The sequence below is a fragment of the Paraburkholderia sediminicola genome (assembly GCF_046030555.1).
In the GTDB taxonomy this organism is placed as follows: domain Bacteria; phylum Pseudomonadota; class Gammaproteobacteria; order Burkholderiales; family Burkholderiaceae; genus Paraburkholderia; species Paraburkholderia sediminicola_E.
Genome location: NZ_JAQQCH010000014.1, coordinates 156,684 through 173,046, shown reverse-complemented (window position 1 = coordinate 173,046; position 16,363 = coordinate 156,684). Strand labels below are relative to the sequence as shown.

General features: G+C 62.8%; 16 protein-coding genes and 1 tRNA gene. 3 read left to right on the top strand and 14 right to left on the bottom strand.

Translation table 11 applies throughout. The features are described from left to right. The first annotated feature begins 9 nt into the window (after window positions 1-9). Window positions 10-1,158: a rod shape-determining protein RodA gene (gene rodA, locus PQQ52_RS20915; protein WP_408215279.1), complete on the top strand. Its 1,149-nt coding sequence runs from the start codon at window positions 10-12 to the stop codon at window positions 1,156-1,158. Window positions 1,159-1,326: 168 nt separating this feature from the next. Here the strand turns inward: rodA and PQQ52_RS20910 are convergent, their stop codons facing one another. From PQQ52_RS20910 to def, 14 genes are all read right to left on the bottom strand, one after another. Beyond that, window positions 1,327-1,977, bottom strand: coding sequence for a tetratricopeptide repeat protein (locus tag PQQ52_RS20910; RefSeq protein ID WP_408215387.1), 651 nt, complete (start codon window positions 1,975-1,977; stop codon window positions 1,327-1,329). Window positions 1,978-2,027: 50 nt separating this feature from the next. Continuing rightward, on the bottom strand, window positions 2,028-2,810 hold the full coding sequence (locus tag PQQ52_RS20905) for an HpcH/HpaI aldolase family protein (RefSeq protein WP_408215276.1): 783 nt from the start codon (window positions 2,808-2,810) through the stop codon (window positions 2,028-2,030). A gap of 206 nt (window positions 2,811-3,016) precedes the next feature. Continuing rightward, complete coding sequence (gene queD, locus PQQ52_RS20900; RefSeq protein ID WP_408215274.1) at window positions 3,017-3,463, bottom strand: 6-carboxytetrahydropterin synthase QueD; 447 nt, start codon at window positions 3,461-3,463, stop codon at window positions 3,017-3,019. Between the two features lie 6 nt (window positions 3,464-3,469). Next, window positions 3,470-4,102 carry a 7-carboxy-7-deazaguanine synthase gene (gene queE / locus PQQ52_RS20895; protein WP_408215272.1) on the bottom strand — a complete coding sequence of 211 codons (633 nt, stop codon included), beginning with the start codon at window positions 4,100-4,102 and terminating at the stop codon, window positions 3,470-3,472. A 76-nt stretch (window positions 4,103-4,178) separates the two neighbouring features. After that, the gene (gene queC, locus PQQ52_RS20890; RefSeq protein ID WP_408215270.1) at window positions 4,179-4,910 is read right to left on the bottom strand and encodes a 7-cyano-7-deazaguanine synthase QueC; all 732 of its coding nucleotides are present in this window, start codon (window positions 4,908-4,910) and stop codon (window positions 4,179-4,181) included. 428 nt (window positions 4,911-5,338) lie between these two features. Then, a tRNA-Phe gene (locus tag PQQ52_RS20885) sits at window positions 5,339-5,414 on the bottom strand. Between the two features lie 94 nt (window positions 5,415-5,508). Further along, window positions 5,509-6,201: a response regulator transcription factor EsaR gene (gene esaR, locus PQQ52_RS20880; RefSeq protein ID WP_408215266.1), complete on the bottom strand. Its 693-nt coding sequence runs from the start codon at window positions 6,199-6,201 to the stop codon at window positions 5,509-5,511. Then, window positions 6,202-8,616 (bottom strand): sensor histidine kinase, encoded by a 2,415-nt coding sequence (locus PQQ52_RS20875; RefSeq protein WP_408215263.1) that lies wholly within the window; start codon window positions 8,614-8,616, stop codon window positions 6,202-6,204. It lies immediately after the preceding gene. Continuing rightward, the gene (locus PQQ52_RS20870; protein WP_408215260.1) at window positions 8,606-9,205 is read right to left on the bottom strand and encodes a DUF4390 domain-containing protein; all 600 of its coding nucleotides are present in this window, start codon (window positions 9,203-9,205) and stop codon (window positions 8,606-8,608) included. The genes PQQ52_RS20875 and PQQ52_RS20870 overlap by 11 nt, the downstream gene beginning before the upstream one ends. Then, window positions 9,202-10,641 (bottom strand): 16S rRNA (cytosine(967)-C(5))-methyltransferase RsmB, encoded by a 1,440-nt coding sequence (gene rsmB, locus PQQ52_RS20865; RefSeq protein ID WP_408215257.1) that lies wholly within the window; start codon window positions 10,639-10,641, stop codon window positions 9,202-9,204. The genes PQQ52_RS20870 and rsmB overlap by 4 nt, the downstream gene beginning before the upstream one ends. Before the next feature lie 310 nt (window positions 10,642-10,951). Continuing rightward, window positions 10,952-11,809, bottom strand: coding sequence for a zinc metalloprotease HtpX (htpX, locus tag PQQ52_RS20860; protein WP_408215255.1), 858 nt, complete (start codon window positions 11,807-11,809; stop codon window positions 10,952-10,954). 103 nt (window positions 11,810-11,912) lie between these two features. Beyond that, entirely contained in the window at window positions 11,913-12,554 is a 642-nt protein-coding gene (locus PQQ52_RS20855; protein ID WP_408215252.1) for a LysE family translocator, read from the bottom strand. 112 nt (window positions 12,555-12,666) lie between these two features. Next, a complete protein-coding gene (gene fmt, locus PQQ52_RS20850) occupies window positions 12,667-13,653 on the bottom strand; it encodes a methionyl-tRNA formyltransferase (RefSeq protein WP_408215249.1) in 987 nt (328 codons plus the stop codon). A 31-nt stretch (window positions 13,654-13,684) separates the two neighbouring features. Next, on the bottom strand, window positions 13,685-14,188 hold the full coding sequence (gene def, locus PQQ52_RS20845) for a peptide deformylase (protein ID WP_408215247.1): 504 nt from the start codon (window positions 14,186-14,188) through the stop codon (window positions 13,685-13,687). A 243-nt stretch (window positions 14,189-14,431) separates the two neighbouring features. On the opposite strand from def, the gene dprA reads away from it, so the two are divergent. Together dprA and PQQ52_RS20835 are read left to right on the top strand one after the other, a co-directional pair. Then, the gene (dprA, locus tag PQQ52_RS20840; protein WP_408215244.1) at window positions 14,432-15,676 is read left to right on the top strand and encodes a DNA-processing protein DprA; all 1,245 of its coding nucleotides are present in this window, start codon (window positions 14,432-14,434) and stop codon (window positions 15,674-15,676) included. A gap of 89 nt (window positions 15,677-15,765) precedes the next feature. Continuing rightward, on the top strand, window positions 15,766-16,143 hold the full coding sequence (locus tag PQQ52_RS20835) for a thioredoxin family protein (RefSeq protein WP_408215242.1): 378 nt from the start codon (window positions 15,766-15,768) through the stop codon (window positions 16,141-16,143). Window positions 16,144-16,363 lie beyond the last annotated feature (220 nt).

Sequence of the window (16,363 nt, the reverse complement as noted above, 5' to 3'; positions counted from 1 at the left end):
GAGAAAGGCATGCAATTCGACAAGCGCGCCTGGCTCGACCGCATCAAGCGGATGTTCGTGGGCTTCGACCGGCCGCTCGCACTGATCGTGTTTCTGCTGCTGTGCGTCGGCATTGTCACGCTATACAGTGCGACGCTGGACATGCCGGGCCGGGTGGAAGACCAACTGCGCAACATCATGCTGACGTTCGTGCTGATGTGGGCACTGGCCAATGTGCCGCCCACCACGCTGATGCGCTTCGCGGTCCCGCTCTATACATTCGGGATCGCGCTACTGGTTGCGGTGGCGATGTTCGGCCTCACGCGTAAGGGTGCGAAGCGCTGGATCAACGTCGGCGTGGTGATCCAGCCGTCGGAGATTCTGAAGATCGCCACACCGCTGATGCTGGCCTGGTACTACCAGCGCCGTGAAGGCGTCATGCGCTGGTACGACTTTCTGGTTGGCTTCGTGATTCTGATTGTGCCGGTCGCTTTGATCGCCAAGCAGCCTGACCTGGGCACCGCGGTGCTGGTGTTCGCGGCGGGCTTCTTCGTGATTTACTTCGCGGGGCTGAGTTTCAAGCTGATCGTGCCGGTGCTGATTGCGGGCGTGATCGCGGTTGGCTCGATCGCGGCGTTCCAGGACAAGATCTGTCAGCCGGAAGTGCAATGGCCGCTGATGCACGATTATCAGAAGCACCGTATCTGTACGCTGCTCGATCCGACGTCCGATCCGCTCGGCAAGGGTTTCCACACGATCCAGGCGGTGATTGCAATCGGCTCGGGCGGCCCGCTTGGCAAGGGCTGGCTCAAGGGTACCCAGGCGCATCTGGAATTCATCCCCGAGAAGCACACCGACTTCATCTTCGCGGTATTTTCCGAGGAGTTCGGGCTGGCGGGCGGGATCGTGCTGCTCACGCTTTATATGCTGCTGATCGCGCGCGGTTTGTATATCGCGGCCAATGGGGCGACGCTGTTTGGGCGATTGCTGGCCGGGTCGCTGACGATGGCGTTCTTCACCTACGCGTTCGTCAACATCGGCATGGTGAGCGGGATCTTGCCAGTGGTGGGCGTGCCGTTGCCATTCATGAGTTACGGAGGCACCGCGCTGACTACGTTGGGGGTCGCGATTGGCCTCATCATGAGCATCGCGCGGCAGAAGCGGTTGATGCAGAGTTAGAGCGGCACACAGGGCTGCGGCGCAGCGCTAATCGACTCGCGAAAACGCCACAGAAAAACGGCCGAACGAACAAAAAGGGGCGCACCGTCTGAACTGCACCTCAAAAGTTGGACACGCTCTCGTCCATGCTTTTGGGTGCAGTCCCCGTCAGGAGCGCCCCTTTTTCATTTACTGCGGTTTCACCTCGTGTTGATCCCGCAGCTGCGCGCTCAGTTGCTGATACTTGAGTTTCGCCGCCGGGTCGCCCTGAACGGCCGCTGCCGCGTAATACGCACGCGCCACGTTCAGGTTTTTGTCCACGCCGTCGCCACCGCGTTCGTAGAACGAGCCGGTTACGTACTGCGCGGTCATGTCGCCGCCTTGCGCGGCCTTCTTGTACCAGACGAACGCCTGCTGGTTGTCGCGTGCAGTGCCGCGGCCGTCAAGGAACTGGTTGGCCAGTGCAAGTTCCGCCTGCACGTGTCCCTGACGCGCGGCCTTCAGGAACCACCGATGTGCCTCGACCGGATCACGCCCGACGAACTCGCCGTCGTCGTACATCTTGCCGTAGACGTACTGCGCGTGCGACATGTTGGCATCGGCGGCTTTGCGCAGCCACTTCTTGCCTTCGTCGACATTGGCTGGGGCGCCCTCACCATTGAGCAGCATCATCGCGTAGTTGAACTCAGCGAGCCGGTTGCCGCGCTCGGCGGCTTTACGGAACTCGGTAAGCGCTGCGCCCAGATTGCCGGCGTTGTAATCGGCGACCGCAGTTTGCGTCTCCGGATCGTTCGACTTCGCGACGCGGCTGTCCTGCGCATACGCCGTCATACTCGCCATCAACGCCGCTGTGACCACCAGACGCACCACGACGCACTGCACCATCCCCTTCATATCCTCACCTCCTGCAACGCCTGGCGGGTCGCGCGCAACATCCACATGACGTCGGCGGCCAAGGCAATAAAACGAAAACCGGCATCGCGATGCTGCTTTGCGCTCGCGGCATCCATAGCAAAAATTCCCGTGGCGATACCGGCCTTGTCGGCCGCGCTAACAACGCGCGCCATCGCGGTCTGTACCTCGGCATGTTTCGAATCGCCGAGATGACCAAGGCTCGCGGCCAGATCGGCCGGTCCGACGAACAGGCAATCGACACCCGGCGTCGCCGCAATCTTCTCCACTTCCTCCAAGCCGCGCGCCGACTCGATCTGCACGATGCTAGCAATCTGCGCATTGGCGCTCTGCACGTAGTCGCGCCGCATGCCGTACGCAGCCGCCCGCACCGCGCCGGCGACGCCACGCTCACCGTCGAGCGCATCGGCGGTCGGATACTGCGTCAGACGCACGGCGTGTGCCGCCTCCTCGGCGGATTCGATATTCGGGAACATCAACGTGCGAGCGCCCGCGTCCAGCACGCGTTTGACGAGCCACGCTTCGCTGGCGGGCACGCGCACGACCGGCTCGCTCGGCAGATGCGCTGCGGCAATCGCGCGCAATTGCGACGTGACATCGCCGCTATCGTTCGGCGCATGCTCCATGTCGATCAGCAGCCAGTCGAAACCGGCGTGCGCGAGCGCCTCGGCAGCCGAATCGCTGCCGAGCGAAAGCCATAGGCCAAACAGCGGATCGGCTTCTTTCAGACGTTGCTTGAGGGGATTCGTGAAGGTGCTCATTGCCGCGCTCCCTGGCGATGGAATACATCGACTGAAACACGGTTGAGGATGCTGGCGCGGTGGAACAGCTCAACGCCAGGGCCATGGCGGCCTGAATGCCTGCTGCGACGCAATGCGGTGACCGGCATGTCTCGCTCCGTGTGGTTATCGGAGCGATCATACCGTGACAATAACGCGGGGGTTGGGTCGTGAAGTTGACCCAGCGTTTAGTCGCGAACGACGTCGGCCCAGCAATTCGGCGTCTCGAACAGACGCACCTTATGCAGACGCAGATTCACGCCGTAATGCGCGTCGTAGACGTTCGCGAGGATGCCGAACGCGACGGCAGCAAGATTTTCAACGGTGGGGATGCGGTCGAGCACGACCGTCTTGTGTCCCGCCATCGTTTCCAGAAAGCCGCGCACCTGCGTATCGCCTTCGTAGACGAGGAACGCATGGTCCCACTTGTCGACCAGATGCTCGACGGCGAGCGACTTCACGTCGGCGAAGTCCATCACCATGCCGCGATCCGGTGCGCCTTCGGTGTCGACCAGATCGCCTTGCAGCGTGATTTCGAGCACATAGCGATGGCCGTGCAGATTACGGCACTGGCTGCGGTGATCGGGGATGCGGTGGCCCGCGTCGAATTCGAGTTTTCGTGTAATCGTCAGCACGGCAAATCAGGGAATGTTCAGATACTTGTGGGTCTGCATCGACAGGCGCCATTGCGGATGGCGTTTGCACCAGTCGATCGCGAGCTTGGTGTTGAGATCGCGCGACGGGCCGTCCATTGGCTGGACGAGGAAATACTCGAAGTCGAGCTTCGCATAGTCGGACAAGCGCTGGTTGTCCTGCGGAATCACGACCTTCAATTCGTTGCCCTTGGTGACGACGAGCGGCGCGTCCGCCTTCGGGCTCACGCAGATCCAGTCGATCGTCTCGAGCACGGGCAGTGAGCCGTTAGTCTCGATGGCGATTTCAAAGCCAGCGGCATGCAGCGCGTCGACAAACGGCGGGTCGATCTGCAGCATCGGTTCGCCGCCCGTGCAGACCACGAAGCGCTCGCCTTCGCCTTCCGGCCATTGCGACGCAATCATCTGCACCAGTTCTTCGGCGGTGCGGTACTTGCCACCGTTCTCGCCGTCGGTGCCGACGAAGTCCGTATCGCAGAAGCGGCACACCGCCTCCGCACGATCTTCCTCTCGGCCCGACCACAGATTGCAGCCGGCGAACCGGCAGAACACGGCCGGACGCCCGGCATTCGCGCCCTCGCCCTGCAATGTGTAGAAGATTTCCTTGACCGCGTACGTCATGCTGCTTTCTGCCTTGTGTTCCTGAAAATGATTGCCCGTTAGGGCACCGTTCGCACGATGCGCTAACGTCAGACCGTCAGACTGGCTCGGTGACCTTCTCGCCGGCCAGATACGCTTCATAACCCCGCTTGCGCAAGCGGCACGCCGGGCATTCGCCACAGCCGAAGCCCCATGCATGCAGTTCGGCGCGCTCGCCAACATAACAGGTGTGCGTTTCGACGCGCACCAGTTCGACGAGTTCGTCGCCACCAAGCTCGTGCGCGAGACGCCATGTGTCGGCCTTGTCGAGCCACATCAACGGCGTTTCGAGCAGGAAGCGCGTGTCCATGCCGAGGTTCAGCGCGACCTGCAACGCTTTCATCGTGTCGTCGCGGCAATCGGGGTAGCCCGAGAAGTCCGTCTCGCACATCCCGCCGACCAGCACTTGCAAACCGCGCCGATACGCGATGGCCGCCGCGATCGTCATGAACATCAGATTGCGGCCCGGCACGAACGTATTCGGCAAACCGTTGGCGGTGGCGTGAATCTCGATTTCGCGTGTCATCGCGGTATCGCTGATCGAACCGAGTACTGACAGATCGATCATGTGATCTTCGCCGAGCCGGTCGGCCCATGCCGGAAATGCCTGTACGACGCCGTTGCGAAACCCTTCGCGGCATTCGAGTTCGACGCGGTGCCGCTGACCGTAATCGAAGCCCAGCGTTTCGACCGTTTCATAACGTTCGAGCGCCCAGGCGAGGCATGTGGCGGAATCCTGGCCGCCGGAAAACAGCACCAGAGCGCTACGTTTAGCGTCTTTGCGGATCACCGTGAAACTCCGTGAATGATGAGTGCCACGTCGCGCTGCGCGAGGTGCGCCATGCAAGCAACGCGGCGCGACGCGTGCCGGCACTGCTGCCGGCCCAAAGCAGTATAGGCCGCGCCTTCCACATGCAGAGTCGCTGGGCGCTTATACCGTTAATCGTCGGGCGAAGGGTTCGGCGCCTGTTGCAGCCTTGCCGTCTTGCGGCAAAGTGCGCAGAAGGCCCCGCTTCAGGATACGAAAGACGTGTTTGGCGCGCTGGCGTACCCGCCGAACGTCGGCCACGCGCTCGCACGCAAGTCCTTGAACTGGCGCGATTTTATCACGCGACGCCCAATGCCGCCGAGCACGCCCGCCTGCAGCGAATGCCTGTCAATAAAGGGGCAAAAAAAGGAAAAGCCCCAGGAATCTTGCGATTTCCTGGGGCTGAATCCTGGTGGCCTGGGACGGAATCGAACCATCGACACGCGGATTTTCAATCCGCTGCTCTACCAACTGAGCTACCGGGCCAACGAAGAACGAAATGATATCAAAGGGTCAGCAGCGCGGCAAGCCCCTTCTCGAAAAAATCTGGCCGCCCGGACCTGCGCGCATTGCGCGCCGTTCACTCCCCTTTGTTCTTGCCAAGATCGACGCCGAGCTGCTTGAGCTTGCGATACAAGTGCGTACGCTCCAGCCCCGTCTTCTCCGCAACGCGCGTCATGCTGCCATTCTCGCGCGCGAGGTGATATTCGAAGTACGCACGCTCGAACGCATCGCGCGCGTCGCGCAACGGGATGTCGAACGAAATCGACGCCGTTTGCGCAGCCAGCGCGCCGCTGCCCATGCCATCCGACGACAACATCGGCAACGCAGCCGCCGATGCCACCGCGGAAGTGCTGACCGGCAACGCCGGTTTCGCCGCCGCGCCGCCTGGCGTACCGGCCGCCGCGTTGCCACGAGCGAGCCCTTGCTCGACCGCCTTCAGCAGTTTCTGCAACGCAATCGGCTTCTCGAGAAAATTGAGGGCGCCGATCTTGGTCGCTTCGACCGCCGTATCGATGGTTGCATGACCGGACATCATGATCACCGGCATAGTCAGTTGCCCTTGCGCGGCCCACTCCTTGAGCAAGGTCACGCCGTCGGTATCGGGCATCCAGATGTCGAGCAGCACCAGGTCCGGCGCCTGGCGCAAGCGGAACTCGCGCGCTTCCTGCGCGTTTTCCGCCGCTTCCACGACATGCCCCTCGTCGCTCAGGATCTCCGAGAGCAATTCCCGGATGCCCATTTCATCATCTACCACCAGGATGGTTGCCATTTACGCTGCCCTTGTCTGCACTGTTGCTTTTGTCGTTCCCTGCGCCGCATTGCCATGCGCCGCCCGCGGTCCTGCTCCAGGTGCCGCGGCATCGTCTGCCAGTTGAAGGAAGAGGATCGAGATCTGCGCGCCTTCAATCACATCGCCCGCCTTCATGCGGTTGCGAATGTCGATCCGCGCGCCGTGTTCGTCGACGATCTTCTTGACCATCGCAAGACCGAGACCTGTACCTTTGGCCTTGGTCGTCACGTAAGGTTCGAATGCACGTGTCAGGATACGCGCGGGGAAGCCCGGTCCGTTATCCGACACCGTCAGACGCACCGCGACGCGTTCTTTGCCTTCCGCGTCGGGGTCTCCGTATTCTACTGTCCTCGTCTCGAGCAACACACGTGGTTGTTCGACGTCGGCCACGGCATCCTGTGCATTCTGCAGCAGGTTGTGAATCACCTGGCGCAATTGCGTGGCGTCACCGCGAATCGCCGGCAAGGCCGCGAGTTCCACCTGGATCGCGCCCTTGCCTTCCTCTATACCGTACAACGTCAGCACTTCGCTGACCAGTTCGTTCAGTTGCAGATGCGCGAGCACCGCCGGCGGCGTGCGCGCATAGTCACGGAAATTGTCGACCATCTGCTTCATCGCCGCGACCTGATTGACGATGGTGGTCGCGCCGCGCTTCAACACATCGGCATCCGATGGCGACAGCTTATCGGCGAGCTTCATCTGCAAACGCTCGGCGGAGAGCTGAATCGGCGTGAGCGGGTTCTTGATCTCGTGCGCGAGACGCCGCGCCACTTCGCCCCATGCGATCGAACGCTGCGCGGAGATCACGTCCGAAATATCGTCGAACACGACGACGTAGCCGGAGGTCTGCATATCTTCCGCATCGCGATCAGTCGCGGACACCAGACGCGCGCCGCGCACAAGCAAGGTGAGCGGCTCGGTTTCGCCCGGCACCTGCACCGAGAACTGCTGCTGCCAGTGGCCGCGATCGTCGTGCCCGTCGCCGCTCGCGGCTTCGCGATCGGCAAACGCCTTGCGCACCATCCCGCCGAATTCGATCAACACGCCGATCTGCTCAAGCGCCGAACCCAGCACTTCCTGGAACTGCTGACGGAAGATGCGCTCAGCGCCACGGTTCGCGGTGGTGAGACGGAACTGCCGGTCGAACACGAACACGCCCGCCGTCAGGTTCGCGAGAATGCTTTCCAGATAGGCCTTCGAATGCTCGAGCGCGATGCGGTTGTTCTCGACCGCCGCACGCGCTTCGGATAGCTGCCGCGTCATCGCGTTGAACGATTGCGTAAGGAAGCCCAGTTCGTCACGCGACTTGATTTCTCGCTTTGGCGTGTAGTCGCCCTCGGTCACCTCCTTGGTGCCTTGCGCGAGCAGGAACAATGGCCGCGCGAGCTGATTGCCGAGCGCGAGCGCGAGCATCATCGCGATGAAGGTGGCGAGGAACAGCGCAAGCGTCAGCGTGCCGATGTACATCTTGCGCAAGCCGGTGCGGCCCAGCGCCTTCTCCTGATACTCGCGATAGGCGCGCTGCACCGCATCGGCATTACGCGCGAGCGACGGCGACACCGGCTGCGTGAGTTGCAGAAAGCGTTCGGTGGGCTGCAACAGCGACGCATTCGAATCGGGAATGCGCTGCACGATGCGCAGCCGCAGCACACCCTTGCTGCCATGCGCACCCGGATCGCCGTCGACTTCTCCTTCGATCGCCGCATAGCCGCGGCCGCGCGCCTGATCGATCATCATCGGCGTGGGCAGGTCGTTCGGCACGAGCGTCGCGTAATTGCCGGATGCCTGCGCGACCACGTGCATATCCGGTGTCGCGCCCGACATGCTGCGCGTGGGTTCGACGATCGTCGCGTCCTGCACGCCGAATTGATCGCGCAAACGCAGGAGCGTGAGCGTCGTGCCGGCGGCGTCCGCGCTCGCCAGCTGCTCGGACATCAGGCGCCCCTTGGTCTGCAGATCGGACAGCGACGCGTCGAGCATGCCGCGACCCAAATTCAGGCCCGAGGTCAACGCGGTTTCGACGTTCACGTCGAACCACGATTCGATACTGCGCGACACGAACTGGTACGAGACGACGTAAATGATGCCGCCTGGCACCACGCCGACCAACGCCATGAAGAACGCGAGTTTGGCTAATAGCCGCGTGCCGAACTTACCTTTTCGAAGGCGGGCAATGATGATGATGACGAGCGTCGCCACCACCAGCAAAAAAATCATCGCGACCACGAGGTTGGCCGCATACAGCCACTGGTAATAGCGGTCAAAGAATTCAGTGTTCGCGCTCGCCGCTGCGAGCAGCACGAGCAGCAGCACGGCCGTCACGGCGACCGTGGACACCAGCACGCGCACGACGATGCTGCTGACGCTGGTGGCTCGGCGCACTCTATTTAGCACGTTCGGTCACCGTGAAGGTAAAACGCTTCCAGTCGGACGAAAGGTTCCAGTCGCGGTTGTTCACCGCGTCGATCTGGAACGGCTTGGGCATCAGCGCGATGTCGAGTTGCGTACGCACCGACGCGGTGTACGTCTCTCCAACATGCACCTGATTGCGGTCGATCACATGCCACGACGTGATGTGCTTGATCACTGCGAGCGCGTCTTTCAATGTGGTGAAGCCGAGCTGCAACCCACCCGATGCCACGCTCGACACCCGATACTCACGCGTGAGCGGCTGGAACGACAGGCGAATGCTCTGCGAGACGCTCACCGGCTGTTCGTCGAACCAGTACCAGCGCGGCCGGCTCAGTTCGAAGTCCGTTGTGAAGTACAGCGGAATGCCTTTGTTGACAGCATCTTCGAGATTGCTGTTCAGGTCGAAGTCGAAACGTGCGTCAAGGCTCCAGCCAGTGTTGTCCGATTGCAGCGACGCGCGCTGCACCGCGATCGAATCGGCATATGCCGCGCCCGGTGCGGCGAGCCATATGGCCAGCACGATCCAGAACACGGCAGCGAGCCGAAGCGGGAAGAAGCGTTTGATGGTCACCGTTTCTGGAAGCGCGCGTAGAAAAATCCGTCGTGGTCTAAGTTCGAGCCGGCGCTATCTTCAGCGGCGTGTCCGGCATGGGAACCGGCCGATGTGTCGGCGGGCGCGCGGGCAGCTGAGGGTAAAAGTTGCCCCGGCGCGTCCAATCGTACCGCATCCTGATACTTGTATCCAAACCACTGCGCCTGCAACTCGCCTTCTTCGGGAAAGATCGAACACGTAACGTAGAGCAACTCGCCGCCAGGCTTCACGAGCGGCCATAGCGCGTCGAGAATGCGGCGCTGCTCGGCGACCAGCGCGGGAATATCCGACGCGCGGCGCAGCCAGCGAATATCCGGATGGCGCCGCACGATGCCTGAGGCCGAACACGGCACGTCGGCCAGAATGCGATCGAACGGCTGGTCGATATCGTCATGCCATTTTGCCGGCGCGCCCGCGTCGCCGATACGCACTTCCGCTTCGAGCTTGAGTCGCCGCAGGTTCTCACCAATGCGACGCGCGCGCGACGCGTCGCTTTCGAGCGCCACGAGCTGCAGATTGGCGAGCTCGAGCAGATGGCCGGTTTTGCCGCCAGGCGCCGCGCACGCGTCGAGCACGCGCATGCCGTCGCGCACGTCGAGCAGCTGCGCGGCGAGTTGCGCGCCGGCGTCCTGCACCGAGACGACGCCGTCGTTGAAGCCGGGAATGCGGTCGACCGGCATCGCCGTAGCGAGCTTGACGGCATACTCGCCGGCTTTGCTCGCAGGGATGTGATGGTCCTGCAGCACTTGCAGATAGGCCTCGACGGTCGAGCGGCGCGCGTTCACGCGCAGCGTCAGCGGACCCTGCGTGTTACCGGAAGCGAGCACCGCTTGCCATGCGTCGGGCCACGCGTTTTTGACCGCATCGATCCACCACGCCGGGTAGTTCCAGCGCGCGACTTCGTCGGCTTGCGCGGCGACCAGCAACGCCTCGCGCTCGCGCAAGAAATTGCGCAGCACGGCGTTGACGAGGCCCTTTGCGAACGCGAACTCACGACGCGCGGCGATCGCGCTCACCGCCTGATCGACGACCGTGAACGGCGTATAGGCGGCGTTCGCTTCATCATCGACGAGCAAAGCGAGCGCGCAGGCGAGCACGTGCCCGACGTGCGGCGCCGGTGCCTTTTTCACCAGCTTCGCGATCAGCCACTCGGCGGTCGCCAGGCGCCGCATGGTGCGATAGGCGATGTCCTGCACTGCGCCGCGCGCAGCGGCGGCACTCGCCTCAGGCGCGGAGACGAATACGGATTGCAGTGCGGCCGGCAAAGCCGCGCCGAGGCGCACGGCTCCGACGGCCTGGCCCGCGCAGTCGAGCGCGAAACCGAGCGATTCGGGCGCAAGGTGCAGCATCGACAGACGGGATTCGCGCGGATGTGCCGACGGGAAAGCAGAACGCGAAGAAGGCTTTGGAGTCATGAAAGAGGGAAAAGCAGGCCACGCGGTGCGCGCGACGCAAACAGCACACATTGTAGCGTGGCGCGGGACAAGGGCCGCCGAGGGCGGACGACAGCCGACGGCTGTCGTCGCTGCAACCGGGGCGGTAACGCAATAGGACAAGGGCCTGCAGAGGAGCGCAGGTAACGCAGCGCGAAGCTGCCCCCGAGGCGAAAACGCTCGGCATTGGCTCCAGCCGGCCGAGCCGCCGCCCGCCCGCGTCTTCCAGCGCTTGAACAAAAAAGGCGAGTCCCCAGACTCGCCTTTCTTCACGCCACACAGCGCCGTTTTTTCACTCGAACCGCCCCGTGCGCGCCATTTCCATCAAACGCGCGACGCGTTCCTCGGTGGCCGGGTGCGTGGAGAACAGATTCGCAATGCCGCCGCCCGACAGCGGATTCATGATCATCATCTGCGCGGTGGCCGGATGCTGCTCGGCCACAGGGAAGGGAATCCCGCTCGCATAACGATGGATCTTGTCGAGCGCCGAGGCGAGCGCCTGCGGATCGCCGGAAATCTGCGCGCCGCCGCGGTCCGCTTCGAATTCACGCGCGCGCGAAATCGCCATCTGAATCAGCGCACCGGCAATCGGCGCGAGCAACGCGACAGCGATGCCCGCGATCGGGTTCGTCGAACGGCCGTTTTCGTCGCGGCTGCCGAAAAACATCGCGAAGTTCGCCAGTGCGGAAATAGCGCCGGCCATCGTCGCCGAAACGGTGGAGATCAGGATGTCGCGATGCTTCACGTGCGCCAGTTCGTGCGCCATCACGCCACGCATTTCGCGCTCCGACAGCACGCGCAAGATGCCGGTAGTGGCGGCGACGGCCGCATGCTCCGGGTTACGGCCGGTGGCGAACGCGTTCGGCGCGTCTTCATTGATCAGGTAGACGCGCGGCATCGGCAAACCAGCGCGCGTGGAGAGTTCGCGCACCATGCGGTAGAACTGCGGCGCACTGTTTTCGTCGACTTCCTGCGCGTTGTACATGCGCAGGACCATCTTGTCCGAGAACCAGTACGAAAAGAAATTCATTCCAAGGGCGATCACGAGCGCGATCATCATGCCGCGCGACCCGCCGATCATCCCGCCGATCACGATGAAAAGGGCCGTGATCGCGGCCATCAACATCGCGGTTTTGACCCAATTGAACATGTCTGCCACTCCTTGCCCTAACGCGGGTTCATATCTGCGCCGCATGATCGCGGCGACTGATTGTAAGCTAAACGTTAGATATGGGCGCGCAAGGAAAATTCAATCATCTTGATGCGGTGGCGAGCTTGATGCCCAAGCTGACGAATGCGCCGCCGACGCCGCGATCCAGCCATTTCTTCATCGACGGCTTGCCGGAGAAACGCCGGGTCACACTACCAGCAATCCACGCGACAAAGCTGTTCCAGATCATGCTCATCACGACGAATACCCCGCCGAGCGTGAGAAACGCCAGCGCCTTATGATCGCTGCCCGTCGTGACGAATTGCGGAAAGAACGACACGAAAAACAGCACGACCTTGGGGTTCAGCACATTGGTCCAGAAGCCTTGCAGGAAAAGCTGACGCAGCGATTTCGGCGCGCCGGCAGCGCGCGCTTCGCCGGCCGCCTGATCCGCCGCCGGCCTGGCGAAAATCAGGCGTACGCCGAGATACATCAGATAAATAGCACCGACGAACTTGATGACGGTGAACGCGGTGGCCGAAGCGGCCAGTAGCGCCGTCAAGCCGAACGCACAAGCAAGAGAATGAACGCAGCAACCGGCGGAGATGCCGAGCGCGGACATCAGACCTGCGCCACGGCCCTGAGCGACGCTGCGCCCGACGATGTAAGCCGTATCGGGACCGGGCGTCACGTTCAGCAGAAAAACCGCGACGACGAAAAATTCGAAATGGGTGATGCCAAACATGGGGATCCTCGAAACGCGAGCACTTGCATAGAGGATTCTAACGCGCCGCAAGCTGCGGCGCGCGCCTTGAACATCGGCCGAACGGGGGATGTTCAAGACACGCGCAAGGCAGCTATTTTGCCTCGGGAAGCTGAAAACGCTGCCCCACAGCCAGCGTTGCGCCGGCCAGGAATTCGCGCACCGGCAAGCGCTTACCGCCGGGTTTTTGCAATTGCGTGAGACGCAGTGCGCCTTCGCCACAGGCAACCACGACGCCCTCGGGGGAAACCTCGGCGATAACGCCGGGGGGGGCGTTGCTTTGCGCTTCGACTGGAACCGCTGCCCAGATTTTGATCGACGTGCCGTCTTCCAGTGTGCCCACGCCGCCGGGGAACGGGTCGAACGCGCGCACCTGACGCGCGAGGACTGCGGCTGGCTTGCGCCAGTCGAGCGCAGCCTCGTGCTTGCCGATCTTTTCCGCGTAAGTCACGCCATCCGCCGGTTGCGGTGTTGCCGCCAGCGTGCCGCTGCGCTCGAGTTCGATCAGCGCTTCGACGATGAGCCTCGCGCCGTCTTGTGCAAGCCGGTCGTGCAGGACAGCCGTCGTGTCGCCGTCGGAAATCGACGTGCGTGCTTCGGAGATCATCGCGCCGGTGTCGAGGCCGGCGTCCATCTGCATCAGCGTGATGCCGGTTTCAGCGTCACCCGCCTCGATCGCGCGATGGATCGGCGCGGCGCCGCGCCAGCGCGGCAACAACGAGGCGTGAATGTTGATGCAGCCCAGCGGCGGAATATCGAGCACTTCCTGCGGCAGGATCAGACCGTACGCGGCCACGACCATCACGTCGTGTGGCGTGGCACGCAGTTGCTCGATCGCGGCTGCAGCTTCAGCCGGATACTTGCCCGTGCGGCGCAACGAGGGTGGCTGCGCGACAGCAATGCCATGCTCCTGCGCGTAGCGTTTGACCGGGCTTGCCTGCAATTTCATTCCGCGTCCGGCAGGCTGATCTTGCCGCGTCAGCACGAGTGGCACGGGAAAACCGGCGCGATGGATCGCGGCCAGCGCGGCCGCGGCGAACTCCGGCGTACCGGCAAAGATGACGCGCAACGAATGACTCATGAACGGGGGCAGTAGGCGAGGTGAACGCGCATTACATCGCGTGGGCGAGCTTCTTCATCTTGCTCTTGATGCGCGTCTGCTTCAGCGACGACAGGTACTCGACGAACACGCGGCCCATCAGGTGATCCATTTCGTGCTGGACGCAAACCGCCAGCAGCCCTTCGCAGTCCATCTCGAAGGTTTCGCCCTTCTCGTTCAACGCCCGAACCCGTACCTGCTCGGCGCGCTCGACGTTGTCGTAAATGCCCGGCACCGAGAGGCAGCCCTCTTCCGACAGCTTCTTCTCGTCGCTCGACCAGACGATTTCAGGGTTGATGAACGCGAGCAGTTCGTCGTGCGTTTCCGACACGTCGATCACGATCACGCGTTCATGCACGTCCACCTGGGTCGCGGCGAGGCCGACGCCGGGCGCGGCGTACATCGTTTCAGCCATGTCGGCGACAAGGCGGCGGATGCGGTCATTGACCACTTCGACCGGCTTCGCAATCTTGTGCAGCCGTTTGTCCGGGTAATTGAGGATGTTCAGTAAAGCCATGATCTTGAGTGTGTTTTTAGGCGCCGCTGACCGGTGGAAGACCAGCGTTAGCCGTTTGGCCAGGTTGTGGGCGCATCGCGTTACGCAGAGGATAGATGGTGTCGAACCGGTTCGATTCAACGCACCACGTGCGCTAGACGACGAGCCCGCGCGGGTGGGCGCGGCGCTACAGTTATTTCGGATGATGAAAATTTTAGCATGGCGCCCGCCTGCCCGCAGGCCCTGCAGGAGGATCGACTGTCAATGCACACCTTGCCCGCAACCGATATTGAACTCGCTGCCTGGCTGCGGCTTTCGCTCGCGCCGGGGCTGAAACCCGCCGCCCTGCGTCTATTGCTGAGCGCTTTTGGACTGCCGGAAGCGATTTTCAATCAATCGCCCGAGGCACTTGTCGAGATCGCAGGTGAGACCGCGGCGCGCGCTGTGCTGGCACCACCCAGCCCAGACTTCGAGGCGCAACTCGACGCGGCAATCGCATGGCGGGAGCTGCCCGGCAACCACGTGGTGACACTCGACGATCCTGCCTACCCTCCCGCGCTACTCACCATGCCAGATCCGCCGCCGCTACTATATATAAAGGGCCGGCTGAATCTGTTGCACACGAGGGCGGTTGCGCTGGTAGGCAGCCGCAGCGCGACGCCACAAGGTGTTGAAGACGCGGAGCGCTTCGCACGCGAGCTTTCGCAAGCCGGCGTCACTATCGTGTCGGGGCTCGCTCTGGGTATCGACGGTGCCGCGCATCGCGGCGGGCTGGAAGGCGTCGGCGGAACGGTAGCCGTGATCGGCACCGGCGCGGACCTCGTGTATCCGGCCGCGCATCATGCGCTGGCGCGGCAGATTGCGGCGCAAGGGGCGATCCTTTCGGAATGGCCACTCGGCACGCCGGCGCGCGCCGCCAATTTTCCGCAACGTAACCGCCTGATCGCCGGCCTCGTCAGCGGGGTTGTGATCGTCGAAGCCGCAATGAGCTCGGGCTCGCTGATCACGGCTCGACTTGCCAACGAAATGGGGCGCGATATCTTCGCGTTGCCCGGCTCGATCCATGCGCCGCTATCCCGCGGCTGTCATCGAATCATCAAGCAGGGCGCCAAGCTGGTGGAAACGCCCGATGAGGTGCTGGAGGAACTGGGCTTCGTCAAAACCATGGCTGCCAAGGCCGCCAGCAAGCAGGCGGTGCGTCGGGAGGGCACGGGCTCGGCGTATGTATCGGCACCGGTCCAGCCCGAATTACTCGCGGCCCATGCCCAGACAGCGGTTCAGCCGGAATTCACGGCGGCGCCTGCATCCTCCACAGCCCCGCCGGCCATGAGCCTCGAAGCGCTGCAACTCCTCGACGCACTCGGTCATGCCCCCGCCACGCTTGAAATTCTTGCCACCCGCACCGAGATGGGGGACGCGGCGTTGCAAAACACGCTGCTGCAACTCGAACTCGCCGGCCAGGTGACCGCGCTGCCCGGCGGCCGCTTCACGCGAGCGACCCACGGCTGACCCCGCATTGACCAGGGTTGACCACGATTCGGGATCGGCCATGCTACATTCGCGCCAAAGCACCTGATAAAAGTACGCAAGGAACCACCATGCCCGCGCTGAATCTCGACACCGACCAAGACCGGATCGCCGAGCGCGTCAACGAACCCGACACGCTGTTCGTTGCCTGCCTGTGCGCGGAGTGGTGTGGGACCTGCCGTGAGTATCGTGACGCCTTCGACCGGCTGGCGGATAGGCATCCGGATATCTGTTTCGCATGGATCGACATCGAAACCCATGCGGACCGCTTCGACGATCTGGATGTCGAAAATTTCCCGACCATCCTGATCGAAGACTCGATAACGACACGTTTCTTCGGCACGGTTTTGCCACAGGCGGCGATTGTGGAGCGGATGTTGTCTGACCTGACGGCCGTGCCGGGCGTCAGCGGAGCGCCCAAACTGCGGCCCGCGCTGACCGTCGCGTGAATGTGGTCACCAGCCGCTGAACCTTGCCGCACGGGCGATGCGAGCGGTACACACCGCGTTTGCCGCGGCTTGTTCAATGACTGGGCGCGCAATTATCATGGCGCGCTTTTAATGGCACTTGACACGCCGCTTCCGCGCCGTGTGCTATAAAGCGGTCGTTATTGGGTCGCAAAGGTCGCAAACGAGGGTCGCGCTAATAAAAGCGCACTCAAGGCCATCA

Excerpts from the sequence above, each read along its gene's own strand:
- dprA (WP_408215244.1), top strand. The coding sequence starts at position 14,432 with ATGCACACCTTGCCCGCAACCGATATTGAACTCGCTGCCTGGCTGCGG.
- def (WP_408215247.1), bottom strand. The coding sequence starts at position 14,188 with ATGGCTTTACTGAACATCCTCAATTACCCGGACAAACGGCTGCACAAG.
- rsmB (WP_408215257.1), bottom strand. The coding sequence starts at position 10,641 with ATGACTCCAAAGCCTTCTTCGCGTTCTGCTTTCCCGTCGGCACATCCG.
- htpX (WP_408215255.1), bottom strand. The coding sequence starts at position 11,809 with ATGTTCAATTGGGTCAAAACCGCGATGTTGATGGCCGCGATCACGGCC.
- rodA (WP_408215279.1), top strand. The coding sequence starts at position 10 with ATGCAATTCGACAAGCGCGCCTGGCTCGACCGCATCAAGCGGATGTTC.
- esaR (WP_408215266.1), bottom strand. The coding sequence starts at position 6,201 with ATGGCAACCATCCTGGTGGTAGATGATGAAATGGGCATCCGGGAATTG.
- PQQ52_RS20835 (WP_408215242.1), top strand. The coding sequence starts at position 15,766 with ATGCCCGCGCTGAATCTCGACACCGACCAAGACCGGATCGCCGAGCGC.
- fmt (WP_408215249.1), bottom strand. The coding sequence starts at position 13,653 with ATGAGTCATTCGTTGCGCGTCATCTTTGCCGGTACGCCGGAGTTCGCC.
- PQQ52_RS20905 (WP_408215276.1), bottom strand. The coding sequence starts at position 2,810 with ATGAGCACCTTCACGAATCCCCTCAAGCAACGTCTGAAAGAAGCCGAT.
- PQQ52_RS20855 (WP_408215252.1), bottom strand. The coding sequence starts at position 12,554 with ATGTTTGGCATCACCCATTTCGAATTTTTCGTCGTCGCGGTTTTTCTG.
- PQQ52_RS20910 (WP_408215387.1), bottom strand. The coding sequence starts at position 1,977 with ATGGCGAGTATGACGGCGTATGCGCAGGACAGCCGCGTCGCGAAGTCG.
- queE (WP_408215272.1), bottom strand. The coding sequence starts at position 4,102 with ATGACGTACGCGGTCAAGGAAATCTTCTACACATTGCAGGGCGAGGGC.